The sequence below is a fragment of the Nitrosospira sp. Nl5 genome, from assembly GCF_900102495.1.
Lineage (GTDB): Bacteria > Pseudomonadota > Gammaproteobacteria > Burkholderiales > Nitrosomonadaceae > Nitrosospira.
In genome coordinates this window covers 224,303-248,434 of sequence record NZ_FMVQ01000001.1, presented here as the reverse complement: position 1 = coordinate 248,434, position 24,132 = coordinate 224,303, and the positions used below count along the sequence as shown (strand labels likewise).

The window sequence follows — 24,132 nt, the reverse complement described above, 5'->3', positions numbered from 1 at the left end:
CATGAAAAATGAAATATCGGCGTTGATGGATGGCGAGTTGGATCCTGAGGCCGCAGCCGCTGTCATTGCTCAACTCAAGAAAGCGGATGAACTCCGCGATGAATGGACAGTTTATCATCTGATCAGCGATGCTTTGGGACAGACGGAGGCAATGCCCGCAGATATTACGCGGCGCGTCAGGGCAAGGCTGGCCGCTGAGCCAACAGTCCTTGCGCCTCGCCCTGCAATAAGACATAAGACTAAAGTATTTGCAGCGGCGGCTTCGGTAGCGGCGGTAGCAATGATTGGATTAATGAACCTGCAGACCCCGGATCGTTTGACCGAAAACCACCTTGCCGAAGACAGATCGGCTCCCGCAGCCGCTAACCCGGCAACAAATACAGCTGCGTTACCAGCAGCTCCCGCTGTTGTTCCTGTTTCAGCATCACTGCCCGACCCGGCGCAAATCAACGATTACCTGCTGGCGCACCGGCAATTCTCACCGAGTACTGCGATGCATGGCACAGCGCCTTATGTGCTCACGGTTGCCGAATCGCGCGAAAATCCTCCCAGATGACACGCGTTGCACTGGCTGCCCTGCTGCTGGCATCCAGCATCATTCCGCCTGTCTTTGCCCAGCATTTCTCCAGCTCGTCCACAGAAGTCCTGAACTGGCTGCAAAAGATCGCCGCCGCTCCCCGTAACTACAACTACACCGGTACTTTCGTCTATTCGTCCGGCAACCACATTGAAACTTCCCGCATTATCCACATGGTGGATGATGCGGGCGAGCATGAAAAAACCGAGGTGCTCGACGGCGCGCCCAGGGAGATCATCCGTAACAACGATGAGATGAGATGTTATTTGCCGGAAAGCAAGACTGTCGTGACTGAAAAACGTTGGCTGCAGACCGTTTTTCCGGCATTGCTGCCCCAGCCGTTAACGAATCTCGATGATAGCTATATCGTTAAAAAAGGTGGACAGGAGCGCGTCAGCGGCTACGCCTGCCAGGTCATTGAACTGGTACCCAGGGATGATAAGCGCTATGGCCACAAGTGGTGGGTGGACCCGCATACCGGCTTGCTGCTGAAAGCCGCGGTAATGGATAAAGACCGGGTGGTGGAACAATTTGTATTTACCCAATTGAAAATTGGTGGCGAGATAGACAAAGAACTATTGAAGTCCGACTATTCGGCAAAAGCCGCGGATTGGCGCACGACCAATCTGGTCTCATCCACCATAGGAAGCGGAAAGCTGGGCTGGAAGGTGCAGGATGCGCCGCAGGGGTTCAAAAAGATTATAGAAATGAAACGTAATCTCTCCGCAAAGTCGTTGCCCGTCAGCCATATTGCATTATCGGACGGTCTCGCCGCAGTATCCGTATTCATCGAACCGCTATCAAAGCATTCTTTTCCCCCGATCGATGGATTCTCGCCCAGCCAGGGCGCCATCAATATCTATATCCGCACGGTAGCGGATAACGTTGTGACGACGGTAGGCGAAGTGCCGCCGGCCACGGTCATGCAAATTGGCAATTCGGTGATCAGCCATAAAGTCAAATGAGAGTCAAATGAGAGTCAAATGGAGCCAGGCGCATCGAACAAAATTGGAAGAGTGGTAAATAGCAAAACAGCGTGAATGTCATCGCCTCGAAAAACGGAAGCTCGCTTTTCACCCATTTTTCGGCTCGGACCGCAGCGGGCTACAAGAACTTTTTGCATCGCATGACCCTCATTTCCGGTGAATTCGCTACAAGGTCCAAATGCTGGAGTCAGGTTAAATCGCGTTTCATTCAAGCGCCTTGCACGCTTCAAATCCAGGCATTTTATGGATTGGCGGAAATTCGGGTTGGTATCTCAATCTGAGGTTTATTTATTCTCATTTTTATTAAGGACAGAAAAAATGATAGCTAAATTTATTCTGGTGGCGCTATTCGGGTTGTCTTCCGCTGGATTATCTTCCTCTTTGTCCGCACAAACCCAGATATTGCCGGATTTTACAGAACTTGTTGAGAAACATGGTGCTGCGGTAGTGAATATCAGTACCGTTCAAGCGCCGAGTATTGCCAGCGACCGGTTTTTTCCGAAAATGCCGGGCATTCCGGAGGATGACCCGTTCTTTGAGTTCTTCCGGCGCCATATGCCGCCTGGCGGGCCGCCTAGCGGCGGTGGGGGCATGCCCAAGGACTTCGAATCAAAATCGCTGGGCTCCGGCTTCATCATCAGCGCGGACGGCTATGTCGTGACCAATACGCACCTCGTGGATGCCGCCGAGGAAATTACGGTGAAGCTGACCGATAAGCGGGAATTCCGCGCCAAGCTGATCGGCGCCGATCGAAGGACCGATATCGCGCTCCTTAAAATCGAAGCCACCGGCTTGCCCAAGGTGACGCAAGGCGATCCGAATAAACTCCAGGTTGGCGAATGGGTCGTGGCAATCGGCTCGCCCTTCGGTTTTGAAAACTCCGTCACCGCCGGCATCGTCAGTGCCAAGGGGCGCTCGCTGGCACAGGAAAATTTCGTGCCCTTCATTCAGACGGATGTGGCGATCAATCCCGGCAACTCCGGCGGACCGTTGTTCAACATGAAAGGCGAAGTGGTAGGCGTTAATTCGCAAATTTACAGCCGTACCGGCGGTTTCATGGGCCTCTCATTTGCGATTCCCATCGACTTGGCCACGGATATTTCCAATCAATTGATCGCCAGCGGCAAAGTGAGCCGCGGCAGAATCGGCGTACTGATCCAGGAAGTCACCAAGGAACTCGCCGAATCTTTCGGATTGCCCAAACCCACCGGTGCGCTGGTTGCATCGGTACAAAAGGATGGACCCGCGGAGAAAGCGGGTATCGAAGCGAGAGACGTTATTCTGAAATTTGATGGCAAAATCGTGGATGCCTCCGGCGATCTGCCGCGCATCGTAGGTTCTACCAAGCCGGGAGCAAAGGTGCCGGTGCAGGTGTGGCGGAACGGCACCACCAAGGAGCTGACGGTGACAGTGGACGAAATGCCGCCGGACGAGAGAGCAGCCAGCCGCGGCGGGAAGCGGGGCAAGGCGCCGGATGCCAATCGTATCGGGCTGAGCCTGAGCGAACTGAGCGCCGAGCAGAAGCAGCAACTGGAAATAAGCAACGGCTTGCTGGTGGAAGATATGGTGCCTGGTATTGCCAGCCGTGCCGGTATCCGACCCGGCGACGTGATTCTCAGCATGAATAACCAGGACGTCAAGTCGGTCGATCAATTCAACCAGCTACTCAACAAAATCGAGAAAGGACGCAGTATCGCGTTACTGGTAAGACGGGGCGATACCGCGACTTTCATTACGATGAAACTGAACGGAGCCGACAATAGGTAGAACGCCAGCTACCGCACCCACTCCCGGCGGAATGTCCGATCCTTTGATATTGGTCGTTTACAGCCGGGAGCATTGCCATCTTTGTCACGACATGATCGCCGCCCTGAAGGAATTGCAGGCAGGGCTTTCCTTTCGCCTGGAAATCGTGGATGTGGATGGCAATGCCGATCTCAAGTCGCGCTATGGTGAACGCGTGCCGGTACTGGTAGCAGGAGGGCAGGAAATTTGCCATTATCATCTCGATCCTGTTGCGCTGGCCCGGATATTTCCCCAGATTGCGGGATGATGCGCTCGCGAAGGTCGAGGGCGCAAATGGAATTTACCAAAGGGCATGGTTCAAATTCATGAGGGCCGGCCGGGGAATGTCCGGGCTAGATGCTTATTTCCCCAAAATTCGCTAAAATGCACGCTTCTTGAATAAACAGGGCCTGCCGGATATAGGCAGAACTGCGGGAGTCGAGCCATGGAGGGCACAGTATGTGCCCTTTTTTAGTTGTGCTCGCGCCGTACCACCACCCTACCTACTTTGATTATCCATCCGATCCCTGATGCAGCACATCCGTAATTTTTCCATCATTGCCCATATCGACCACGGTAAATCCACCTTGGCGGATCGCATCATCCACCTGTGCGGCGGCCTGTCAGACCGTGAAATGGCGGCGCAGGTGCTGGATTCGATGGACCTGGAGCGCGAGCGTGGAATTACCATCAAGGCACAGACCGCCGCCCTGGAGTACAAGTCGCGCGACGGAAACGTATACTTGCTTAACCTGATCGACACCCCGGGTCATGTGGACTTTTCCTATGAAGTCTCGCGTTCTCTGGCTGCCTGTGAAGGCGCGCTGCTGGTAGTGGATGCATCACAGGGTGTAGAAGCCCAGACCGTCGCCAATTGCTATACCGCCATCGAACAGGGCGTGGAAGTGGTGCCCGTGCTCAATAAAATTGACCTTCCCGCAGCCGAGCCGGAGCGCGTCATTAAAGAAATAGAAGATATCATTGGCATAGATGCCCAGGATGCGCTGCATGCCAGCGCCAAAACCGGCGAGGGCGTGCAGGACATTATGGAAGCGGTGATTGCACGCATTCCCGCACCGAAGGGAGATCCCGCCGCGCCGCTGAAAGCCCTGATCATCGATTCGTGGTTTGACAACTACGTTGGCGTAGTGATGCTGGTGCGGATATTTGACGGCGTGCTTAGGCCCAGGGACAGGATATTGCTCATGGCCAGCAAAGCTGTTCACCTGTGCGAGCAGGTCGGCGTGTTCACACCCAAATCAAGAAACAGGGAATCACTCAGTGCGGGCGAAGTCGGATTCATCATTTCCGGCATCAAGGAATTGAAATCCGCCAAGGTAGGCGACACCGTGACGTTGTCGGACCGTCCCGCCAGCCAGCCGCTGCTCGGCTTCAAGGAAATAAAACCCCAGGTATTCGCCGGGCTTTATCCGGTGGAATCCAATCAGTACGATGCCCTGCGCGATGCGCTGGAGAAGCTGAAACTCAATGATTCATCGCTGCAATATGAGCCGGAGACGTCGCAAGCGCTGGGATTTGGCTTCCGCTGCGGTTTTCTCGGCCTGTTGCATCTCGATATCGTACAAGAGAGACTCGAACGGGAATACGGCATGGATCTCATCACCACCGCGCCAACAGTGGTGTATCAGATCGTCATGCGGGACGGCACGATAATCGAAATCGACAACCCATCCAGAATGCCCGATCTTTCTAAAATAGAGGAAATCCGCGAACCGATCATCACCGCCACCATCCTGGTTCCGCAGGAATATGTCGGATCCGTCATCACGCTTTGCATCGGCAAGCGCGGAATCCAGAAAAACATGCAATACATGGGCAGGCAAGTGATGCTTACCTACGAGATGCCGCTCAATGAAGTCGTGATGGACTTCTTTGACAGGCTGAAATCCACCAGCCGCGGGTATGCGTCGCTGGATTACGAATTCAAGGAATTTCGTGCTTCCGATCTGATCAAGCTGGACATACTCATCAATGGCGAAAAAGTGGACGCGCTGTCGCTGATCGTGCACCGCGCCAATAGCCAGTACCGGGGGCGTGAACTCGCGCAGAAGATGCGCGAATTGATTCCGCGGCAAATGTTCGATATCGCGGTGCAAGCGGCCATCGGGGCGCACATCATTGCCAGGGAGAGCATCAAGGCGCTGCGCAAGAACGTGCTCGCCAAGTGCTACGGCGGCGACATCAGCCGCAAACGCAAGCTCCTGGAGAAACAGAAGGCAGGGAAAAAACGAATGAAGCAGGTCGGTAATGTTGAAATTCCGCAGGAAGCCTTTCTTGCCATTTTGCAGGTCGGCGACAAATAACGAACAAATGCGGCATGGATTTTATTCACTTAAAGAATAAGGAATAAGAATGAATTTTCCACTCATCATGCTGATACTGCTGATCATCACCGGCGGTATCTCGCTGCTTGACCGCTTCGTGCTGCGCCGCCGCCGCGCGCCGGAAGCTCAGGGACCCTGGTGGGTTGAGTACCCGAAAAGCTTTTTTCCGGTAATCCTTATCGTTTTCTTTCTGCGTTCCTTCCTGGTGGAGCCCTTCAAGATCCCTTCGGGGTCGATGATTCCAACCCTGCTGGTAGGGGATTTTATCCTGGTAAACAAATACACCTATGGCATCCGGCTGCCGGTTATCAATCTTAAAATAATGGATGTCAACGAGCCGAAGCGGGGCGAAGTCATGGTGTTCCGTTACCCGGAGAATCCTTCGATGGATTACATCAAACGCATCATCGGGGTACCTGGGGATACAGTTACCTATCGCAACAAGCACTTGAGTATCAACGACGTTCCGGTGAAGATGGAACCTGACGGAGAGTATACCTACGTGGAATCGGGACTAACGTATATTTACAGCCGGCGCTTTACCGAATCGCTGGGCGAGCATGACTATAAAATCCTTATCAATCCGGAAGTTCCCGATATTCAGCTGGCGGGAGTGCGTCCGTTTCCGTACCGTGAAAATTGCACTTACGATGACGACGGGTTTACCTGCAAGGTACCCGCCGGGAATTATTTTACGATGGGGGACAACCGCGACAGCAGCAGCGACAGCCGATATTGGGGATTCGTCCCGGAGCGCAATATTGTCGGCAAAGCGTTCATGATCTGGTGGAACTTCAATGACCTTAAGCGGATTGGACTATCGATTGAGTAGCTGGAAGCGAAATGATCTTGAACGGTGTTCGTAGTTTACCGGGACATGAACAGCGACAGACTTTGCCGAAAGCTCGGCTATCGCTTCAACCATCCCGAGCTGCTACGCCAGGCGCTGACTCACCGCAGTCATAGCCTTCCGCACAACGAACGTCTTGAATTTCTCGGCGACAGCGTGCTCAACTGCGCGGTCGCCGGGTTGATATTCAGGCATTTCCCCGATCTTACCGAGGGAAATTTATCGCGAGTTCGGGCCAACCTGGTCAATCAGCAAGCACTGGCCGAGTTGGCGCAGACGCTCGAATTGGGAGAAGCGATCAGATTTGGCGACGGCGAGCTCAAAAGCGGCGGAGACCAGCGTCCCTCAATTCTTGCAGACGCTTTGGAAGCCGTATTGGGAGCGATTTATCTTGATGGAGGATTTGCACGGGCCGAGGAAGTGGTCATTGCCCTTTTTACGCCCTTGCTGCAAGGATTGGACCCCCAGACTTTAGGCAAAGACCCCAAAACCCTCCTGCAGGAATTTCTCCAGAGCCGCAGGCTGCCGCTGCCGCAGTATTCTGTTATCGCCACAACAGGAGAAGCGCATCAGCAGCAATTTCAAGTGGAGTGCCTGGTGCCGAAACTCAATATTCGCACGGTGGGTGAAGGCACCTCCCGTCGAGGAGCGGAGCAGGAAGCAGCGAAGGAAGCTTATGAAAAAATATCTCCATGCGGGTAGCGGCTTGCGGATGAGGCCAAAAATTCTTTCTATTTTTGCGAAAACAAGCACTGCCTCCTCCGGCGGTTATATCCGGCGATGACCATCGATCCCGACGATTCCAATTATCGTAGCGGCTACGTCGCCATCGTAGGGCGTCCCAACGTCGGCAAATCCACTCTGTTGAATAGCCTGGTCGGGCAAAAAATCAGTATTACCTCGAAAAAATCCCAAACCACCCGGCACCGCATCAATGGTATTCTCACCGACGCACAATCCCAGTTTATTTTTGTCGACACCCCCGGCTTTCAGACCCAGTATGCAAATCGCTTGAATAGCGCAATGAACCGCGCTGTTACCCAGAGCATGCGGGACGTGGATGTGGTGATACTGGTGATCGAGGCGTTGCGTTTCGATGATCGCGACAGGCAAGTGGTGAAACTCTTGCCCATCGGCAACAAACAGAACAACAAGCGAAATCAGCCAGTCATTCTCGCCATCAACAAAATAGACCGGGTGGCCGACAAATCGAAGCTGCTTCCGTTTCTCGAAAAGATGGCAAAGGAATTTACCTTCTCCGCAATCGTGCCGGTGAGCGCCGAGCAAGGCACGCAACTAACGGATTTAATCGGCGCCGTCCGGTCGTACCTGCCGCAAAGCCCGCCAGTGTTTGCTGACGACGAAGTCACCGACCGCAGTGAACGATTCATCGCCGCTGAGCTGATCCGTGAAAAACTGTTCCGCCTGCTGGGGGAAGAAATTCCCTATTCCATCAGCGTTGCCATCGACCAATTCACAACGGAGGGCGAGCTGCGTAAAATCCACGCCTCCATTATTGTGGACAAGGCTGGCCAGAAAGCGATTGTCATCGGCAAGGATGGCGAAAAACTTAAAGTAATCGCCACGCAGGCGCGTAAGGACATGGAAAAGAGCTTCGGCGGCAAAGTCTATCTTCAAGTCTGGGTGAAAGTGAAAAGCGGATGGGCCGACGATGCGCACGTATTGAAAAACCTCGGTTATGAATAAACATTGACTGGCCCGATTGGCGATAAAACGATAATAGCGGATAAACAGCGGCAGGATAGCCAGCCCGCATTCGTACTGCATACCTACCCCTACCTTGAGACCAGCCTCATCGTTGAGACATTCACCCGCAATTTCGGGCGGGTGCCGTTGATCGCGAAAGGAGCCAAGCGTCCCAAATCAGCGCTCAGGGGCCTATTGCTGGCATTTCAGCCGCTACAGCTTAGCTGGGGAGGGAAATCGGAATTGCGCACTCTGTACAAGGCCGAATGGCAAGGTGGCCAGTTGCCTTTGCAGGGGACAGCCCTGATCTGTGGTTTTTATCTCAACGAACTACTGGTGCGGTTATTGCATCGCAACGACCCCCACGAGCAATTATTCATATACTATCAGGAAACGTTGACTGCATTGAGCATCCGGAAGGATTACATTCCCATGCTGCGGCGCTTCGAGCAGCGCATGCTGCAGGAACTCGGCTACGCCCTGACACTCAATCGAGACGTCGCATCCGGCAGGCCCGTGAGCCCGGATGAAGATTACCGCTATGAAATCGAACGCGGACCGGTGGCACTGGAAGGGCATCATCACAGCCACGGTTTGCAACTGCGGGGACGAACGCTGCTGGACATGGAGCAGGACGATTATTCGAGCGCCGCAACCCGGCAACAGAGCAAGGCGCTGATGCGTTACATACTCAACCATTATCTTGACGGCCAGCCGCTGCATACGCGGCAATTACTCAAAGACTTACATCAATTATGATCGAATTGGGCGTCAACATTGATCATGTCGCAACCTTGCGGCAGGCTCGCGGCACGACCTATCCCAGCCCTATCGACGCGGCGGCGGTTGCGGAATCGGCCGGCGCGGATGCGATTACGCTACACCTGCGTGAAGATCGCCGTCATATTCAGGACAGCGACGTGGAAATCCTGCGGAGTCTGCTTAAGACCCGCATGAATCTGGAGAGCGCGGTAACCGACGAAATGATCGATTTTGCGCTACGCATCCTGCCACAGGACGTTTGCCTGGTACCCGAGCGCCGGGAGGAATTGACCACCGAGGGGGGGCTCGACGTGGTGCGGCATTTCGAACAGGTGAAACGTGCCTGCCACAGGCTGACCGAGTCAGGCATTCGCGTATCGCTATTCATCAATGCCGACAGTGCCCAGATCGACGCCGCGGTGCAAGCCGGGGCACCGGCGATCGAGATTCACACCGGTCACTATGCTGACGCGCTCACTACGAGCGAGCAGCGGAACGAGTTGGAGCGCGTTCGCGCAGCGGTAGCCGAAGGTATCGGCCGGGGACTGAAAGTGAATGCCGGCCACGGGCTGCACTATCGCAATGTCCAGCCCATCGCGGCGATATCCGGAATATCCGAGCTCAATATCGGCCATGCCATCGTTGCCCACGCACTGTTTGTCGGCTTTGCACAGGCGGTACGGGAAATGAAGAAATTAATGCAGGATGCGCGCAAATGATTTATGGAATTGGAACCGACCTGGTCGAACCCTCGCGCATTGCGCGGTTGCTCGAAAAATATGGCGAGCGCTTTGCCAAACGCTTGCTGACAGACGAGGAATGGCCTGAATATATCAATAGCAGTCAGCCCGCTATGTTTCTGGCCAAACGTTTCGCCGCCAAGGAAGCCCTTTCCAAGGCAATCGGCACCGGCATGCGCTATCCGGTGAGCTTGAGCCACATCGGCGTAACCCATGACCATCTGGGCAAGCCATATTTTGCATTTCATCCCGCGTTGAGCGCGCTGGTCAGGAATGAAGGCATTACCAGCCACCATCTTTCCATCAGCGACGAGTTGAACCTGGCCTGCGCGTTTGTCATACTGGAAAAATAATGTCGCTTGGCCCCATCATGCTCGACATCGAAGGCACGCGGCTTACCACCGGCGACAGGAAAAAGCTTCAGCACCCTCTGGTTGGCGGTGTGATTCTATTCACGCGCAATTATTCGTCCTTCAGCCAGCTTGTCCAGCTGACTACCGAGATTCACGCCCTTCGCTCCCCTCCACTGCTGATCGCGGTCGATCATGAGGGCGGCAGGGTGCAACGCTTTCGTGAAGGGTTCACCAGACTGCCGCCAATGCGTGAACTGGGGAGAATCTGGGATGAGCACCCCAATCGGGCGCGGGACCTGGCACGGCAAACAGGTTATGTGCTGGCGGCGGAATTGCGCGCTGCAGGGGTTGACTTGAGCTTTACCCCGGTGCTGGATATGGATCATGGACAAAGCTGCATCATTGGAGACCGGGCGTTTCACCACAGCGTGCAAGGTATTGCCGATCTGGCGCACAACCTTATGTCCGGATTGAAGCTGGGGGGCATGGCAGCGGTCGGAAAGCATTTTCCAGGGCACGGTTATATCCAGGCGGATTCCCACATTGAAATGCCGGTGGACGAACGGCCCTATCCTGATATCTCAAAAAAAGACCTGCTCCCGTTCAGCAAAATGATTGATTTCGGGCTCGCCGGCATCATGCCGGCGCATATCATTTATCCGCGAGTGGACGCGCGTCCCGCAGGTTTTTCGGAAGTCTGGCTGAAACAGATTCTACGCGGCGAACTGGGTTTCGAAGGTTGCATTTTCAGCGATGACTTGAACATGGAAGGCGCGTCGGTTGGCGGCAATGTCGTACAGCGCGCGAAAAGCGCGTTAAATGCGGGCTGCGATATGGCGCTGCTCTGCAATAATCCGGAGGCGGCGGATATGCTCCTGGCGGAATTACGATGGGATATCTCCGCCGTCAGCGTCGCCCGTCTCGCACGCATGCGCGGACGCCCTCATCCCGATTCGGTCATACAACTGCATGAAAACGCCACCTTTGTAAAAGCAGTTGAAAATATTGGAGGTATCGGAATCCGCAGCGGTGAATTGCCGTTGAGATAAAGTCAAAAAATCTCCGGACCCGGTTGAAAAAACAGCAAATAGACCTATATTGGTTATTGAGTGCTGATTGAAGTCATTTCAGTATTGATGCCAAACATTCACTTAAATGGAGGTAATATGGCTATTGCTCGTTATGAACCCTGGAGTTTGCTGCATCAGTTGCACAGAGAACTGGATCGTGCACGCGAGGACGGTGGAGGTGAGGGATCAGCAGTGACTGCCGAATGGGCGCCTGCTGTCGACATCAAGGAAGAAGCCGATAAATTTGTCTTGCAGGCCGACCTTCCAGGGGTAAAACCCGAAGAAATCGATATCAGTATGGAAGACGGGGTACTGACTATCAAAGGTGAAAAGAAAACTGAAGCGAAAACCGAGAAAGAAGGCTACAAGCGGGTTGAACGCACTTACGGCTCTTTTTACAGGCGCTTCAGTTTACCGGATACGGCAAATCCGGATGCAATATCGGCAAAATCGAACCATGGCGTGCTGGAAATCGTCATTCCCAAACGCGAAGCGGTCCAGCCAAAGAAAATCAGCGTCACCTCAGCCGGATAACTTCAAGCCAAGCAGTCAGAACGGAGCCATTCGGCTCCGTCTTTTTGGGCGATTGACTCAATCCTCAGACTCAATCCTCAGCCTCTGCCTGGATATTTGACACGTACCCGGTACGTCAGCGTAGCCTTGCCGTTCGCGGGCACCGGCACTTTCCATTCCGCGACACCGGAAGCCGCCCTGGTATGAGATTGTGACGCTGATACCATGGTCCAGTCCCCCGGCACGGGTTCCCGTACTATCACCGTCACCGCTTCTTTCCGGGCATTCTTCAATACAATCTGATAGGCGCTTTCAAATACGAGGTGATGGCGCCCTTCCTCGCCCAGCCTCTGGAAATCCGTCTGCTTTCTGCTGCCTGTCACGTCGAAGGCATCGCCCAGCTTCAAGCGTACAATCTCATTCGCAGGTGTATGATCAATCTGATCTTCACCCACAAACTGTGCATTCCCCTGCATATCTTTCTTGTAAACCCGTACTATCCCCTTGGGTAGCGGTACGCCCAAGCCTTCACCCTGATTCTGAAATTCGACCAATACACCGACTTTCAGCTTCTGACCGAGGTCGCCGTGTTGGCTGGAATAGTAGTGACTTGCACCGATCAATAGAAACTCTTTCCTGACCGGGGCGCGGATTGCGGACATCAGCGCTACCTGCTTGGTCTGATTCTCCGCCAATGTCGTGGGACGTTGCAGCGTATAGAGATGGTATTCAAACAGCGACTCCTGTTTCATTTCCTCCACATCGGCCATTTTTGCCGCAAAGCTCCTTACGTTGCGCGGCGGTGACGGTTGCTGGCGTATCCGGTTCAGATCTCCGGCTACCAATTGCAGCCTTGCATTCGGATAAGCCGTCCCGCTTTGATTGGTCAATGTCACCCAGCCGTTAAGATCAAGGTGGTCATCGCGTTCGTTCAATTCAGCCACATAGTCGGCGCGCCATGACAGCCCCTCGGTCAAATAGGAAAGCTCAAGGTGCTGTTCGTCCGCGACCGGATTGATGAGCGAAATAACCAGAGTGGGCCTGTCCCGTAAATTTTCCGGCACGCCGGGGAACGCCAGGCGGCCTGGAATGCCGGTTTCGATACGATCGCCAAATTTGAGCACCGTACCCCCGTTGGTGGCAAGGACGGTAGCTGCTTCCCTGGTTTCCGCACCCGTCGCCGGATTGGTGCGAATGACTGTTACCTCCTTGCCAAGATATTTCTCCAGCAGCTTTTCCGGCGTCAATAGATCAAAATCGAAATTCTGTTCGAGTAACCGAAATCCGGCAGGATGAGTGAGGTTGCGTAATTGCGCTGTTTCAGGAAGCATCTGGGCGGAGACTTCACGCCAGGCCAGCTTATTGAAATCCCGGTCAAGCTTGACCCTGCGCGTCTCTTTCACCAGCGCCAGATTGTCGTTATAAATTGTAACGCCTACTTCTTTTTGCTCCGCGGCGGCTGTGATTTTCTCATCTTTCTGGCTTCCGGCCACTGCGGCGCCATGGAGAGAGAGCATTATCAGACTCGCTGCCAACACATTCACCATCAATGCTTTCAGCATTTTATTTCCAGGTCTGATGAATTCATGGGCCCAGGTACCCCTGCGCGATGCGGTAGTATATTTTACGCAGTGGCTTGCCATCCCGAAGGATCGTCCGCTCCTGGATCGGGCCGGGCTGCACAAGCATCGGACTAATCTCGTTGCCCTGCCGGTTGTGTTCGAGCTCTTTTGGAATCATTCCCACCAGGATAACCGGCCGACTCGTCGGCGGCTCCGGTGGATACCAGAAATCGTACATGGCGGCCTTATCGCCAAATAGATTTCGGGAACGTATATCCATCGGCTCGCCGTTCTCGCTTTTATTGTAAAAGGCCAGGGAAGTCGCCACCGACCAGCGGCTCATGCCTACCACAAGCGGCTTCTGCCCGGTCTGGTGCTGAACCTTCTCCACAATCTGTTCGACTTCATGGGTTGCCTCGCGCCAGAAATAGTGCTCGCCAAAACCCACATAGGGAATGCCAGGAATGCCGAGCACCACATAATGCAGCGCGAATGCATAGAGGAACAGGAAAACTCCGATGGTGGGTTTCCATGCGGCTCGCACCCTGCTCGCGACATTACGCAGATCACCGGACTGGCCCATCATCCACGCCATGGCTGGCAGGAGTGCAAGCCACACCGGGCCGGTCCAATGAAACTTCGGTGCACCGAACAGGCTGAGCGCGAAGAACACCGCCAGCGGCACGCCGGTGAACACCCGTACGAACAGGCGGCGCCTCACTGCATGCGGATCTGGATTGTCACCGGGCCTTGGCCACAGCGCCATGGCGGCAGCCACCAGCCCTACCGGGGTCAGCATCAGCAGCATGTGAAGAAGCAGCCAGTGTAAAGAGAATTTGTTGCCTATTCCAGTGGCTCTCTCCGATTGGAATAAAATCGAAACCCAGTCATGCTGCATATTCCAGATGATGACAGGCGAAAACATCAGCAGGGCAAGCGCGGCGGCGAGATATGGCTGCGGACGGCGCAACCAGCAGCGTGAGGCGGGGTCCAGGATCACAAACAGCAGCGCCGCCGGACCGAGCAGGCCCAGGGTATACTTGGAGAGGATGCCCAGGCCGAAAGCGATGCCAATGCCGAGCCAGGCCCACCTGTCGTCCGCCAGCAACGCCCGTTCCATATAATATAGCGTGGCCGCCCAGGCTGCCATCAGCGGGGCATCCGCTGTCATTAACATGCCTGGGACAAAGCCGAACGGCAGTATGGCCAGCAGCAGCACCGCGCGCATACCGGTCGTTTTATCGTACAGGTTGCGCGCCAACGCGTATAAGTAGCCCATTGCGATCAGGCCGCAAGTGAATGCGCCGATCCGGACACCGAATTCGTTATCGCCGGCAATGGCGGTGCCCAGCCAGATCATCCATGCAACCATTGGAGGGTGGTCCAGAAAACTCAGATCCATGTGCTGGGCGTAATTCCAGTAGTACGCCTCATCAGGGATCAACTGGGCCTGGCCGAGGTAGATCAGGCGCAGCAGTACCGCAAATGCCACGATGCCGAGCGAGGCGACCCGCCAGCGCACATCCGCCGTCGGCGGGTTCTGCTTGACAGGGAATACGTAGAAGGCGGAGCCGAGATAATTGATGGCGGCAGTGGCGGCAATGGCGGGAAAAATGGCCAGCATGGAGGGCACATGCCAGCCATAGACCAGCAATGCCAGCACGCCACCACGCATCAGCAAGGCGAATATACCGACCGTCAGGAAGCGGGCAAAATGGCGCCATCGCAGAAAGCCGGCATGATGAGGCCGGAACGACCATTTCGAGTTGAGCGAGTAATTCACCGCGGCGGCGGCGAAGAAGCTCAGGATGTGCGCCAGCGCAAGGCCGGCGCCGCGGCTCATGAGCCACTGGAACAACAGTGCGTCGATGACGACGCCAAACAGCCCGACCGCCGCGAACCGGCTGGCAGTGCCAAAGGAAACCGTACCGCCAGCCAGGGTCATCAGGCGTTGCAGATAAGTCCATTGATGACGGAACGACAATTTGGAAGTGCCGTGCGTGCGATCGCGAAAGCAGATAGGCACTTCCACGACCCTGAGCTGGCCCTGGCCGGCCACAAGCAGTTCGAGCAGGATTTTGTACCCACGGGCACGTTCCGCTATCGTGGCCGCCAGCTCCCGGCGGAAGGCAAAAAATCCCGATGTCGCATCGTTCACATCGCAGACGGGAAGGGCAAGCCAACCGCCCAAACGCGATAGCCATTGGCGGTGCAGCGGCCATCCCTCGGTGCTGCCGCCAGGTACATAGCGGCTACCCACCGCTACGTCATGGCTTCCATCCAATACAGGAGCCACCAGGGCGGGCAACCGTTCCGGCGGATGGCTCAAGTCCGCGTCCATCACGACAATGACCTCGCCATGCGCCAGCGCAACACCGGCGAGAATCGAGCCTGTCAGATCCGGCTTTTCCCGGCGTTCAACCAGCCGCACATTCGCGCGATCCTCCCAGGCCCGCACCTTGTCGGGCGTTCCATCACGCGAGCCATCGTCAACAAAAATGACCTCGAAGCTGTCCGGTGCCAGATCCAGCGCAAATAACCGCGCCAATAACGGATCGATATTGTCTGCTTCGTTAAGCGTGGGAACCACCACGGAAAATCGCGTGGTGTTGGTTATAGCTGTGTTGGGCAGGCTACGTGACGTTGACGAACAAGGATGTAAAGATAGAAAATTAGTGGTATCCGGCAATTTGGTTAAATGCGTTCAGGTAATTGTTACTTTTTCGCGCGGGATCATTTGCAATTCTATTTTTTTAAATGATCAAACAGCAGTTAGGAGTTCAAATGTCCGTCAAAGGCCCTACGCTACCGGCCACGGGAAGCGTAGCACAATTCCTTGACGGGAGTGCGGCTGGTATCGTGCCGGAGGGGCTATCCGGATGCTTCCGGAAAATACTGCAATACCCCTCAGAATGATCCATTGTATGAAGCGGCGCATTCTCATTGGGCCGCTTATCCGCAACAGGGCAAAAAATGACTTGCGCATGGGATTTTGAATTTTGAGGTCGCATAATTCTTGCGGTATGCTAATATTGGAATTGATTTGGTTTTAATTTAATCAACTTTAGGGAGGTACAAATGAAAAATACATTGAAATCGCTACTGATACTCTCTGCGCTGTTCTTTTTTTCACCCCACGCGGCAATGGCTGACAGTTATGTCGAAAAAGTAGGCGACAAACTTGCGCACGGCATCGCGAATACGGTCACCGGTTTTGTGGGGGAGATCCCCAAGAACATCATATTAGCCAACAAGGAGAAAGGCGCCGCTTACGCAGCCACGGCCGGCGTGTTCACGGGCATTGTACATGGAATTGGACGTACATTAACCGGCGCCGTGGATCTGGTGACGTTTATTATTCCCACCAAACCAATAATCTACCCTGACTATATCTGGAAAGAGTTCGACAAGGAAACACATTACCATCCTGACTGGAAATTGCAGTAATACCCTATTGAACGCGGTCTTGTCCGCTTAGTTCCAAAAAAGGGAGCCTCACGGCTCCCTTTTTTAACGTCCTGGCCATGCCATCCAGATATCAGGATCGCACTACCGGTCATATAGATAGATCCCATGCACAACGAAAATGGACCATGACAACAGTCGTATTCTTGCGCACCGGCCCAGCGACCTGACTGTCGGCTGGGCGCAAAGAGTCGTTAACAATCTTTATTCCGGTGTAATTGTATCGCGGACGAATATCGCTTCCGTCAATATCGGCACGACAACCCGAATCCGTCTCGCAATCGAACATGATGGACCGGAGGATCTGCCTCGGCAATGGTTTGTAAAGCTGCCGTCGCTGGCTTGGCGCGCGAGGCTGATCACGGCGCTGCCCAGGCTGCTGCATACCGAGGTACGCTTTTACAAAGAAGCGGCGCAAACCATTCCAATCGCTGTCCCCCGGTTCCTGGCGGCGCAGAGCATACGGGGCAAAGGCGCAATACTGGTTCTCAAGGATATAACGGAATCCGGATCCATTCCCGGAAGTCCGGGGGACGCGCTGACCGCGGAGCAAGCGGCGCTGGTCGTTAAACAGCTCGCTCGCTTTCACGCCCATTTCTGGGATAAAGTGGATCTCGCGCAAACATATCACTGGCTGGCCGGCCCGGTCCGCCGCCTCGAAGATTTCCTTGGCGCAGCCTTGGCTGTTCCATTGATGAAAAGAGGATTACACCGGGCGGGAAAACTGATCCCTCCGGCTCTCCACGCACCGGCTATTGATTATGCGCGGCATCGCCGCCGCGTGATGCACTTTCTTTCGAATGCGCCACAAACGCTGGTTCATCATGACTGTCATCCTGGGAATATATTCTGGCACCGCTCTCAGCCTGGCCTTCTCGATTGGCAACTCGTCCGGATTGGCGAAGGGATTGGCGATATCGCCTATTTCCTGGCGACGGCCCTTCAGCCCGAGATCCGGCGGCTTCACGAAGCGAGTCTTCTGGCGATTTATATCCAGAGCCTCAAGGAGAGCGGAGTCAAAGGCATCGATACCAAGGGTTTGCTGCGCAGATACCGCTCCCACCTTGTTTATCCCTTTGAAGCAATGGTCATGTCCCTGGCGGTTGGTGGAATGATGGAACTGGAGAACAACTATGAACTCATTCGCCGGACTGCGGCCGCTGTAGAGGAGCTTGATGCCTTTGCCGCGGTTCCGATATGATGAATGTGTTTCCGGTCAAATCCGGGCTCGACAGCGCGAACAATGGCCACACATGCGCTATCGATCCGACGGAAAAATATTTGCAATGTCATAGTGGAGAAAGCCTTGGTGTCACGATGGCTGATCCGAAAGAACTCCGGGCCAAAGCCGGAATGACAGAACACGCATTTCTCGCCGGATCAACAGATCATGCATCTAATAGCCCATGCCTCCCGCACCTGGATTGCCGCCGCCCGGGTTGCCAAAGGGGTTGCCAAGGCCCTGATTGCCGGGACCAACCCCCGAAGGAGTAGCTCCACTACTAAACTTGTCACTCGCGGCAGTCAGTTCCGCATTGATTTTTGCGGACGCCTCACGGTATCGAACTTGTTGGGCGTTCGCCGCGTTCGAGATGGCCGCGGCATCAGCGTTGGCTTCCTTGATCATGCATTCGTCGTATGTCTGAAGTTGTTTCTGCCAATCGTTGACCGCGGCGATGCTCTTATTCAGCGTATCGACGCTGCTTGCGTTGACATTCGGCGCCTCGGGCATCGCGCCGCATCCGCTGGGTGACCAGTTTCCATTATCCAGGGTACCGGCGTTTGCGGCGAACATCACGGCAAGCGTAACAGGAACAGCAAGAAGAACGATGCGCTTCATATATTTTCCCCCTCGATTCTATTGATTATGGAGCATCCGGAAACGCCCCGGTGTTACGGCATTTTGTACCAAATTCTTCCCATACACCAGCTATTGCAAATAGCCTACTACGTCTCCCGTCATGCGTCGAGTCGCGAACGCAATTTCCCAATGCATGGGCCGCCTCGGGTGTAACCTGTGAATCTGTGGAAATTACGCTACACTGTAAACATCCCGGCTGGATTACCATTCAATTATTGCTTCAGGAACGACGATGACCGATATTCTCAAGACCAGGCTTGAGGCAATTGACGCTGATTGTGAAAGCGCGGCGAAAATCGAAGTTGACGAGCTCTACGACAATGCCTACCACGATGGTTCCAAATTTCACGTTCCATCCCCTCAGGCGGCCGAGCAAATCTGGCTCAAGCTTATCGCCAGGAAGGAACACGAGTTTGTTCAGGAAATGGCGCGAATTCTAAAGCCGGGATCTCCCGCCTTAAGCAAGGAAGCTGCCTCCAACATTGAGGGGACGGTTGACGATGTCTTTGCGGATAACCGGTATGTGGAGCGGATGCAGGACTTCTACCGGGAGGTATCACGTAAAGCACTGCTACATGAACCTTCTTTCGAGATGGAGGCCAAGAGGCTGGATCTTCTCGATTCCACATATCGCGCAGGCGTCTCGGATGCATTGCATAAGGCCCGGCGCAATATCCATGCAAAATTGGAGTCATATGTACAGAAACAGCCCGGCATCGCCGGGGAAACAGATTTTTTCTCCCAGTGGCGGCAATACTCCAGCCTGAGTCCGTGGAGATCTATCGTTACAATCGTTCTGTTAAGTTTAACGTCGTACCTTATCGCATTTATCATCGCCAGCGAGGCATTCCAGGAATTTCTGGAACGTTTTGGCTGGTCCGGCGGAACCGGCCTGTAGTTCATTCGCAATAGAAAATATGCCTTTGAACTACATCGGCAGAGTGCCGGTGTGGATGAAGCGTAAGCAACGCTCAATCGCACTGTGCTGCTCGGCTGGGCGGGCGCGCCAGGAAACTTTTGCAGGATTGCGGATTGCATCCGGAACGCGCGGCCTCGCCGATCCCCTACGTTTCCAGCCACTCGTCGAGTTGGGGACGCAGTTCCTTAAATGACCGGTAACCCGTGGTGAGCGGGGTGTAACCTGCCGCATTCTGCATTACCACCGCCGGAAAGCCGTGTACCCCCCACTGGCGCGCTTTGTTAAAATGGTCAAGGGTTCGTTTCCTTGCCGTATCCGATTCGAACACCCGCAGGAAACGTTGCGCCTCCAGTCCCACGCCGGCAGCCAACTGCGCCAGCACGGCAGCATTTGTCACATCCCGCTGTTCGACATAAAAAGCGGATTGCACCGCCTTGAAGAACGGGAAGATGACTTTCGGGTTGATGATGGACACCGCGACCACGCCACGGCTGGCGGGTTCGGTATCGTAAACGAATCCTTCCGGCATCGCGCCTTCGAAGTCGAACGGTTGCCCTGTCGTGCGCTGCACCGTCCGCCAATGACGCAAGATTTCTTCGCGTTGCGCCGAAGGCATCGGGTCTTTCGTCCCCGGCCGTAAACCACCCAGCAATAACTCCACTTTCAGACGGCCGCCATACTCGTGCCGGATCGATTCGATTACCGGCATGAAGCCCCAGCACCATGAGCACATCGGGTCGGCGATATACCAGAGGATTTTTTCGCTCATCGGAAATCCGCCTACGGATCAGGTTAATCCGCCCCGCCCTGCCTTAACCCAGATAAATAAAGTTACGCAGCGGCACGCGAGGCTTTCTTGCGTTCGTGTTCCTGCAGGAAACGCTTGCGGACACGAATGGTTTTTGGGGTGATCTCCACCAGCTCATCGTCAGCAATGAACTCGATTGCGGATTCGAGCGTGAGCTGAATTGGCGGTGTCAGGGTCACGGCTTCATCGGTTCCCGAGGCGCGTACGTTGGTGAGCTGCTTGCCCTTGATCGGGTTTACCACCAGATCATTATCGCGGCTGTGGATACCGATCACCATTCCTTCATAGAGGCGGTCGCCGGGGCTGACGAACATGCGTCCGCGCTCCTGCAATTTCCACAGGGCGTAGGCGACCGCTTCACCCTGCTCGGCGGAGATCAGCACGCCATTCCTGCGCGCCGCGATTTCCGGCCGCATGGGTGCGTATTCGTCGAATACGTGGCTCATGAGACCCGTGCCGCGCGTCATGGTCATGAAATCGGACTGAAAGCCGATCAAGCCGCGCGCGGGGATACGGTAATCCAGCCTTACCCGCCCGCGCTCATCAGACACCATATCCTGCAAATCGCCACGGCGCACGCCCAGCGCCTCCATTACCGCGCCTTGATGACTCTCTTCCACGTCCACCGTGAGCATTTCGAACGGCTCGCACTTGACGCCGTCAATCTCTCGGATCACCACGTGCGGGCGCGATACCGCAAGCTCATAGCCTTCGCGCCGCATGCTTTCAAGCAAAATGGTGAGATGCAATTCCCCGCGCCCGGAAACCAGAAATGAATCGGTGTCGCCGGTATCCTCCAGCTTCATCGCAACATTGGTCAGCAGCTCTTTTTCGAGGCGCTCGCGCAACTGCCGGCTGGTGACAAACTTGCCCTCCTTCCCGGCAAAAGGTGATGTATTCACCTGAAAATTCATTGTCAGCGTCGGTTCATCCACGGCGTGCATCGGCAGCGCTTCAGGCTGGTTGATATCGGCCAGCGTCACGCCGATACTGAGTTCTTCAATACCGTTGATCAGAACAATGTCGCCCACCAGCGCTTCATCCAGCTGCACTCGCTCGATGCCCCGAAATCCCAATACTTGATTGACCCTGGCTTTCTTCGGAGCGCTATCCCCTGCCAGCACCATCACGTCCTGGTTAGGCTTGAGCCGGCCACGGCTGATACGTCCAATACCGATGCGCCCGACAAAACTGGAATAATCCAGTGCTGCGATCTGCAGTTGCAGTGGCTCGTCGGAGTTGCCGACGGGCGCGTGAACGTGCTTGAGTATGGTGTCGAACAGCGGACGCATGTCAGTACTGGGCTGTTTCAAATCCATCATGGCGTAGCCGTTGAGCGCCGAGGCATACACCACCGGAAAATCCAGTTGTTCTTCATTGGCGCCGAGCTTGTCGAACAAGTCGAAGGTATGATTTACCACCCAGTCGGGACGCGCGCCCGGGCGGTCGACCTTGTTGACCACCACGATGGGACGCAGCCCCAGCGCCAGCGCTTTCTTGGTGACGAAGCGTGTCTGCGGCATCGGACCTTCGACTGCATCCACCAGAAGCAATACGCCGTCAACCATGGACAGCACGCGTTCCACCTCGCCCCCGAAGTCGGCATGGCCCGGGGTATCCACGATATTGATATGCACCCCTTCGTAATCCACCGCGCAGTTTTTTGCGAGTATGGTAATGCCGCGTTCGCGCTCGATATCGCTGGAATCCATCACCCGCTCCGCGATATGCTGGTGCGCGGCGAAAGAACCCGCCTGATGCAGCAGCTTATCCACCAAGGTGGTCTTCCCGTGATCGACGTGGGCGATGATAGCGATATTGCGAATGGAACGTGACATGGGAAATCCTCAGCCGGAACGGCAAAAGGGCAGCATTATATCAGATCGCAGAAGGACGCCCGCATCACATTGCGCCGGGCGGGAACCCTCGGATCGTGGCAACACTCGGTTGCTAAAAAATCCAACCTGCCAAGGTAAGGGAGAAAGATCAAGGTAACGTCGGGTGCGTTACTCCAAGCTGGTCTGATCATTGTTTCCTCACCAAGTTCCCTCAAGGCGACAAACCAGATAAACAAAACCCCGGATGAACCGGGGTTTGTCAGGCGGCATTGCGGTCATTGCCTTCCACTTTACACTTTTGGGGCCCTTGATTTTTTTGGTAGCCGCGCTTTTTCCCTTACTTGGACGCGGGCTTGCCTTCTTTCTTGATGACCGTGGGGCCGGTAATCGAAACCTCCCTGCGGATCTCATTCATATCCACAGTCGTGGGACTGATGCCTTCGACGTTTTCCAGCTCGTCCGTCGACCTGAACGCGCCGGCTTTGGTGCGATAGTCAATGATCGCCTTGGCTTTGGCGGCATTGATGCCGTTGATAGTCTGAAGCTCAGCCTGGGTAGCGGTATTGATGTTAACGGCTGCGCTGACTGCGCCGGGAAACGCTAACATTGTGACAAGAGTAATAAATAACTTTTTCATGGATTTTCCTTTAAATTAAAAAAACAGCGGGCAATGCAAAACTCCCATCACAGGACTATGAAAAATCTGCTGGGGGGCAAAAAAAACAAATGATAAAAGCCCATACGGAGAATAGCAGTATTCGCAGCTTTCCCTACCCTAAATTTTTCTCTGAAAGATATGTATCAAAAATAACCAGGCTCCTGTTTCCGGAATCGCAGCATATTCGCCAGGAACCAGTGAACATTGATGCTATATCCTGCAAAATTTCTTTCTTCTATGGGCGAATTATGAAACTGCCTGCCGTCTGAAAATTTGCCCATATCCTGATCTCCCATAATCCCGATATTTAATATAATTCCACCATAACCCTGGTATAACCTTCACAAATGAAAACAAATACCGTCCTGCCAGCGGTTGTACTAAGAGCCGGAGTGCAATATCTTGCTGTCACTCCTTCATACTTCTTGTCCCGAATCTCCAGGGCGGTTTTAATTTTTTTGTCGATATCGCTTTGATCCTTAATCAAATCGTTTTTTTTCAGGTCAATGTGATATCTCTCCAATCCTGGCGGATCTTTGGCAATTTCGAAAACACGGCTGATTAGCCTTCCACTTGCGCCGATAAGAACTTCCGACGAATAGGTATACGTCCCCGTGGCCGCCCGTTCGTTTTTGTCCTTGATGAAAACTTCGATATCATAATCCGTACTTTCTTCGCCTTTTAAAACAAAATTACCAGCTTCTTTTGAAGGTTCGCAATCCTTTGCATTCCAGGAAGCCCGTTTAGCCGTTAACCTCGTCCCCGCCCCTTCGCTAAAAACATAATCGGAATGAAGCCTGTACTTGCCTTTTAATGCCTCGCATATCCTTCCGCTAATTGTTGTATTAAGAGCGGGAGTGATTATTCCGGGCATCGGGATGACTTCAGAAATCGGCGTTGCTTCAGGAGATTGCCGGACCACACTAATCACACCGGTAAGTATGAGATAAAATTCCAGGCACAAAGGGAGTACCGCTGTCACGACCGAGACAATGAGAAGCGCCATAACCGAATTGGTCCGGGCTTCGATACCGCCAAGCTTAAGCGTCTGCGAGCTTCGTTCCGTCCCGACGACGGACTTCCCGAGAAGAATGAAAAGTATTGAAAAAAGAGACAGCAAGACCCCAAGTGCGGTGACGCTATAAAGAATATAAACATTCATCTCTTGCCCTGTTGGAAAAAACTTACGCTCTAACCAGGGTTGAAGCCCTGCATCTTCACAACGCGACGACTGCGGCGGCATTCCCCGGAAAACGTACACGCCCATTTTGGTCTTTAATTCAAATTGAACACTGCACACAGGACCTTATCACCTTATCCGGAATCCTCCCTT

23 protein-coding genes are annotated in these 24,132 nt (G+C 54.3%); 16 read left to right on the top strand and 7 right to left on the bottom strand.

The features are described from left to right. Position 1 precedes the first annotated feature (1 nt). The 13 genes from BLP45_RS01205 (at position 2) to BLP45_RS01140 (ending at position 11,709) form a co-directional block, all read left to right on the top strand. Positions 2-556: a sigma-E factor negative regulatory protein gene (locus tag BLP45_RS01205; RefSeq protein ID WP_090368976.1), complete on the top strand. Its 555-nt coding sequence runs from the start codon at positions 2-4 to the stop codon at positions 554-556. Then, positions 553-1,542: a MucB/RseB C-terminal domain-containing protein gene (locus BLP45_RS01200; protein ID WP_090368974.1), complete on the top strand. Its 990-nt coding sequence runs from the start codon at positions 553-555 to the stop codon at positions 1,540-1,542. The genes BLP45_RS01205 and BLP45_RS01200 overlap by 4 nt, the downstream gene beginning before the upstream one ends. A gap of 339 nt (positions 1,543-1,881) precedes the next feature. Continuing rightward, positions 1,882-3,330: a DegQ family serine endoprotease gene (locus tag BLP45_RS01190; RefSeq protein ID WP_090368970.1), complete on the top strand. Its 1,449-nt coding sequence runs from the start codon at positions 1,882-1,884 to the stop codon at positions 3,328-3,330. 31 nt (positions 3,331-3,361) lie between these two features. Next, a complete protein-coding gene (locus BLP45_RS01185; protein ID WP_090368968.1) occupies positions 3,362-3,616 on the top strand; it encodes a glutaredoxin family protein in 255 nt (84 codons plus the stop codon). A gap of 259 nt (positions 3,617-3,875) precedes the next feature. Beyond that, a complete protein-coding gene (gene lepA / locus BLP45_RS01180; protein WP_176754633.1) occupies positions 3,876-5,672 on the top strand; it encodes a translation elongation factor 4 in 1,797 nt (598 codons plus the stop codon). Between the two features lie 49 nt (positions 5,673-5,721). Then, positions 5,722-6,525: a signal peptidase I gene (lepB, locus tag BLP45_RS01175; protein ID WP_090368964.1), complete on the top strand. Its 804-nt coding sequence runs from the start codon at positions 5,722-5,724 to the stop codon at positions 6,523-6,525. A 45-nt stretch (positions 6,526-6,570) separates the two neighbouring features. Continuing rightward, on the top strand, positions 6,571-7,245 hold the full coding sequence (gene rnc, locus BLP45_RS01170) for a ribonuclease III (protein ID WP_090368962.1): 675 nt from the start codon (positions 6,571-6,573) through the stop codon (positions 7,243-7,245). A gap of 78 nt (positions 7,246-7,323) precedes the next feature. Beyond that, positions 7,324-8,250, top strand: a complete 927-nt coding sequence (era, locus tag BLP45_RS01165) for a GTPase Era (protein ID WP_090368961.1) — start codon at positions 7,324-7,326, stop codon at positions 8,248-8,250. Between the two features lie 30 nt (positions 8,251-8,280). Then, positions 8,281-9,009 (top strand): DNA repair protein RecO, encoded by a 729-nt coding sequence (gene recO, locus BLP45_RS01160; protein ID WP_090369399.1) that lies wholly within the window; start codon positions 8,281-8,283, stop codon positions 9,007-9,009. Next, positions 9,006-9,731, top strand: a complete 726-nt coding sequence (gene pdxJ, locus BLP45_RS01155; RefSeq protein WP_090368959.1) for a pyridoxine 5'-phosphate synthase — start codon at positions 9,006-9,008, stop codon at positions 9,729-9,731. Before recO ends, pdxJ begins: the two co-directional genes overlap by 4 nt. Then, positions 9,728-10,105, top strand: a complete 378-nt coding sequence (acpS, locus tag BLP45_RS01150; protein ID WP_090368957.1) for a holo-ACP synthase — start codon at positions 9,728-9,730, stop codon at positions 10,103-10,105. Before pdxJ ends, acpS begins: the two co-directional genes overlap by 4 nt. Beyond that, positions 10,105-11,154, top strand: coding sequence for a beta-N-acetylhexosaminidase (gene nagZ, locus BLP45_RS01145; RefSeq protein WP_090368955.1), 1,050 nt, complete (start codon positions 10,105-10,107; stop codon positions 11,152-11,154). Before acpS ends, nagZ begins: the two co-directional genes overlap by 1 nt. A 117-nt stretch (positions 11,155-11,271) precedes the next feature. After that, the gene (locus tag BLP45_RS01140; protein ID WP_090368954.1) at positions 11,272-11,709 is read left to right on the top strand and encodes an Hsp20/alpha crystallin family protein; all 438 of its coding nucleotides are present in this window, start codon (positions 11,272-11,274) and stop codon (positions 11,707-11,709) included. Positions 11,710-11,786: 77 nt separating this feature from the next. On the opposite strand, the gene BLP45_RS01135 is transcribed toward BLP45_RS01140, so the two are convergent. Both BLP45_RS01135 and BLP45_RS01130 read right to left on the bottom strand, forming a co-directional pair. Beyond that, positions 11,787-13,250 (bottom strand): DUF4139 domain-containing protein, encoded by a 1,464-nt coding sequence (locus BLP45_RS01135; RefSeq protein ID WP_090368952.1) that lies wholly within the window; start codon positions 13,248-13,250, stop codon positions 11,787-11,789. Positions 13,251-13,272: 22 nt separating this feature from the next. Further along, positions 13,273-15,843, bottom strand: coding sequence for a glycosyltransferase family 39 protein (locus BLP45_RS01130; RefSeq protein ID WP_090368950.1), 2,571 nt, complete (start codon positions 15,841-15,843; stop codon positions 13,273-13,275). A 485-nt stretch (positions 15,844-16,328) separates the two neighbouring features. Between BLP45_RS01130 and BLP45_RS01125 the strand changes: the two genes are divergently transcribed. Beyond that, on the top strand, positions 16,329-16,697 hold the full coding sequence (locus BLP45_RS01125; protein WP_090368948.1) for an exosortase system-associated protein, TIGR04073 family: 369 nt from the start codon (positions 16,329-16,331) through the stop codon (positions 16,695-16,697). Between the two features lie 139 nt (positions 16,698-16,836). Beyond that, positions 16,837-17,916, top strand: a complete 1,080-nt coding sequence (locus BLP45_RS01120; RefSeq protein ID WP_090368946.1) for a phosphotransferase — start codon at positions 16,837-16,839, stop codon at positions 17,914-17,916. A 195-nt stretch (positions 17,917-18,111) separates the two neighbouring features. Here BLP45_RS01120 and BLP45_RS01115 read toward each other — a convergent pair whose 3' ends face one another. Then, positions 18,112-18,555, bottom strand: coding sequence for a hypothetical protein (locus tag BLP45_RS01115; protein ID WP_090368944.1), 444 nt, complete (start codon positions 18,553-18,555; stop codon positions 18,112-18,114). Between the two features lie 253 nt (positions 18,556-18,808). On the opposite strand from BLP45_RS01115, the gene BLP45_RS01110 reads away from it, so the two are divergent. Then, positions 18,809-19,474 (top strand): hypothetical protein, encoded by a 666-nt coding sequence (locus BLP45_RS01110; protein WP_090368942.1) that lies wholly within the window; start codon positions 18,809-18,811, stop codon positions 19,472-19,474. Between the two features lie 166 nt (positions 19,475-19,640). On the opposite strand, the gene BLP45_RS01105 is transcribed toward BLP45_RS01110, so the two are convergent. The 4 genes from BLP45_RS01105 to BLP45_RS01090 all read right to left on the bottom strand — a co-directional run bounded on the left by BLP45_RS01105 (position 19,641) and on the right by BLP45_RS01090 (position 24,099). Then, on the bottom strand, positions 19,641-20,264 hold the full coding sequence (locus tag BLP45_RS01105) for a DsbA family protein (RefSeq protein WP_090368941.1): 624 nt from the start codon (positions 20,262-20,264) through the stop codon (positions 19,641-19,643). 62 nt (positions 20,265-20,326) lie between these two features. Next, entirely contained in the window at positions 20,327-22,141 is a 1,815-nt protein-coding gene (typA, locus tag BLP45_RS01100; protein ID WP_090368939.1) for a translational GTPase TypA, read from the bottom strand. Positions 22,142-22,478: 337 nt separating this feature from the next. Next, positions 22,479-22,778, bottom strand: a complete 300-nt coding sequence (locus tag BLP45_RS01095) for a ComEA family DNA-binding protein (RefSeq protein ID WP_090368937.1) — start codon at positions 22,776-22,778, stop codon at positions 22,479-22,481. Positions 22,779-23,106: 328 nt separating this feature from the next. After that, on the bottom strand, positions 23,107-24,099 hold the full coding sequence (locus BLP45_RS01090; RefSeq protein ID WP_143002362.1) for a hypothetical protein: 993 nt from the start codon (positions 24,097-24,099) through the stop codon (positions 23,107-23,109). Positions 24,100-24,132 lie beyond the last annotated feature (33 nt).

What these genes read in the sequence shown, in the direction of transcription:
- BLP45_RS01205 (WP_090368976.1), top strand. Translation starts at nt 2, where the DNA reads ATGAAAAATGAAATATCGGCGTTGATGGATGGCGAGTTGGATCCTGAG.
- BLP45_RS01200 (WP_090368974.1), top strand. Translation starts at nt 553, where the DNA reads ATGACACGCGTTGCACTGGCTGCCCTGCTGCTGGCATCCAGCATCATT.
- BLP45_RS01190 (WP_090368970.1), top strand. Translation starts at nt 1,882, where the DNA reads ATGATAGCTAAATTTATTCTGGTGGCGCTATTCGGGTTGTCTTCCGCT.
- BLP45_RS01185 (WP_090368968.1), top strand. Translation starts at nt 3,362, where the DNA reads ATGTCCGATCCTTTGATATTGGTCGTTTACAGCCGGGAGCATTGCCAT.
- lepB (WP_090368964.1), top strand. Translation starts at nt 5,722, where the DNA reads ATGAATTTTCCACTCATCATGCTGATACTGCTGATCATCACCGGCGGT.
- rnc (WP_090368962.1), top strand. Translation starts at nt 6,571, where the DNA reads ATGAACAGCGACAGACTTTGCCGAAAGCTCGGCTATCGCTTCAACCAT.
- era (WP_090368961.1), top strand. Translation starts at nt 7,324, where the DNA reads ATGACCATCGATCCCGACGATTCCAATTATCGTAGCGGCTACGTCGCC.
- pdxJ (WP_090368959.1), top strand. Translation starts at nt 9,006, where the DNA reads ATGATCGAATTGGGCGTCAACATTGATCATGTCGCAACCTTGCGGCAG.
- acpS (WP_090368957.1), top strand. Translation starts at nt 9,728, where the DNA reads ATGATTTATGGAATTGGAACCGACCTGGTCGAACCCTCGCGCATTGCG.
- nagZ (WP_090368955.1), top strand. Translation starts at nt 10,105, where the DNA reads ATGTCGCTTGGCCCCATCATGCTCGACATCGAAGGCACGCGGCTTACC.
- BLP45_RS01140 (WP_090368954.1), top strand. Translation starts at nt 11,272, where the DNA reads ATGGCTATTGCTCGTTATGAACCCTGGAGTTTGCTGCATCAGTTGCAC.
- BLP45_RS01135 (WP_090368952.1), bottom strand. Translation starts at nt 13,250, where the DNA reads ATGCTGAAAGCATTGATGGTGAATGTGTTGGCAGCGAGTCTGATAATG.
- BLP45_RS01125 (WP_090368948.1), top strand. Translation starts at nt 16,329, where the DNA reads ATGAAAAATACATTGAAATCGCTACTGATACTCTCTGCGCTGTTCTTT.
- BLP45_RS01120 (WP_090368946.1), top strand. Translation starts at nt 16,837, where the DNA reads ATGGACCATGACAACAGTCGTATTCTTGCGCACCGGCCCAGCGACCTG.
- BLP45_RS01115 (WP_090368944.1), bottom strand. Translation starts at nt 18,555, where the DNA reads ATGAAGCGCATCGTTCTTCTTGCTGTTCCTGTTACGCTTGCCGTGATG.
- BLP45_RS01110 (WP_090368942.1), top strand. Translation starts at nt 18,809, where the DNA reads ATGACCGATATTCTCAAGACCAGGCTTGAGGCAATTGACGCTGATTGT.
- BLP45_RS01105 (WP_090368941.1), bottom strand. Translation starts at nt 20,264, where the DNA reads ATGAGCGAAAAAATCCTCTGGTATATCGCCGACCCGATGTGCTCATGG.
- typA (WP_090368939.1), bottom strand. Translation starts at nt 22,141, where the DNA reads ATGTCACGTTCCATTCGCAATATCGCTATCATCGCCCACGTCGATCAC.
- BLP45_RS01095 (WP_090368937.1), bottom strand. Translation starts at nt 22,778, where the DNA reads ATGAAAAAGTTATTTATTACTCTTGTCACAATGTTAGCGTTTCCCGGC.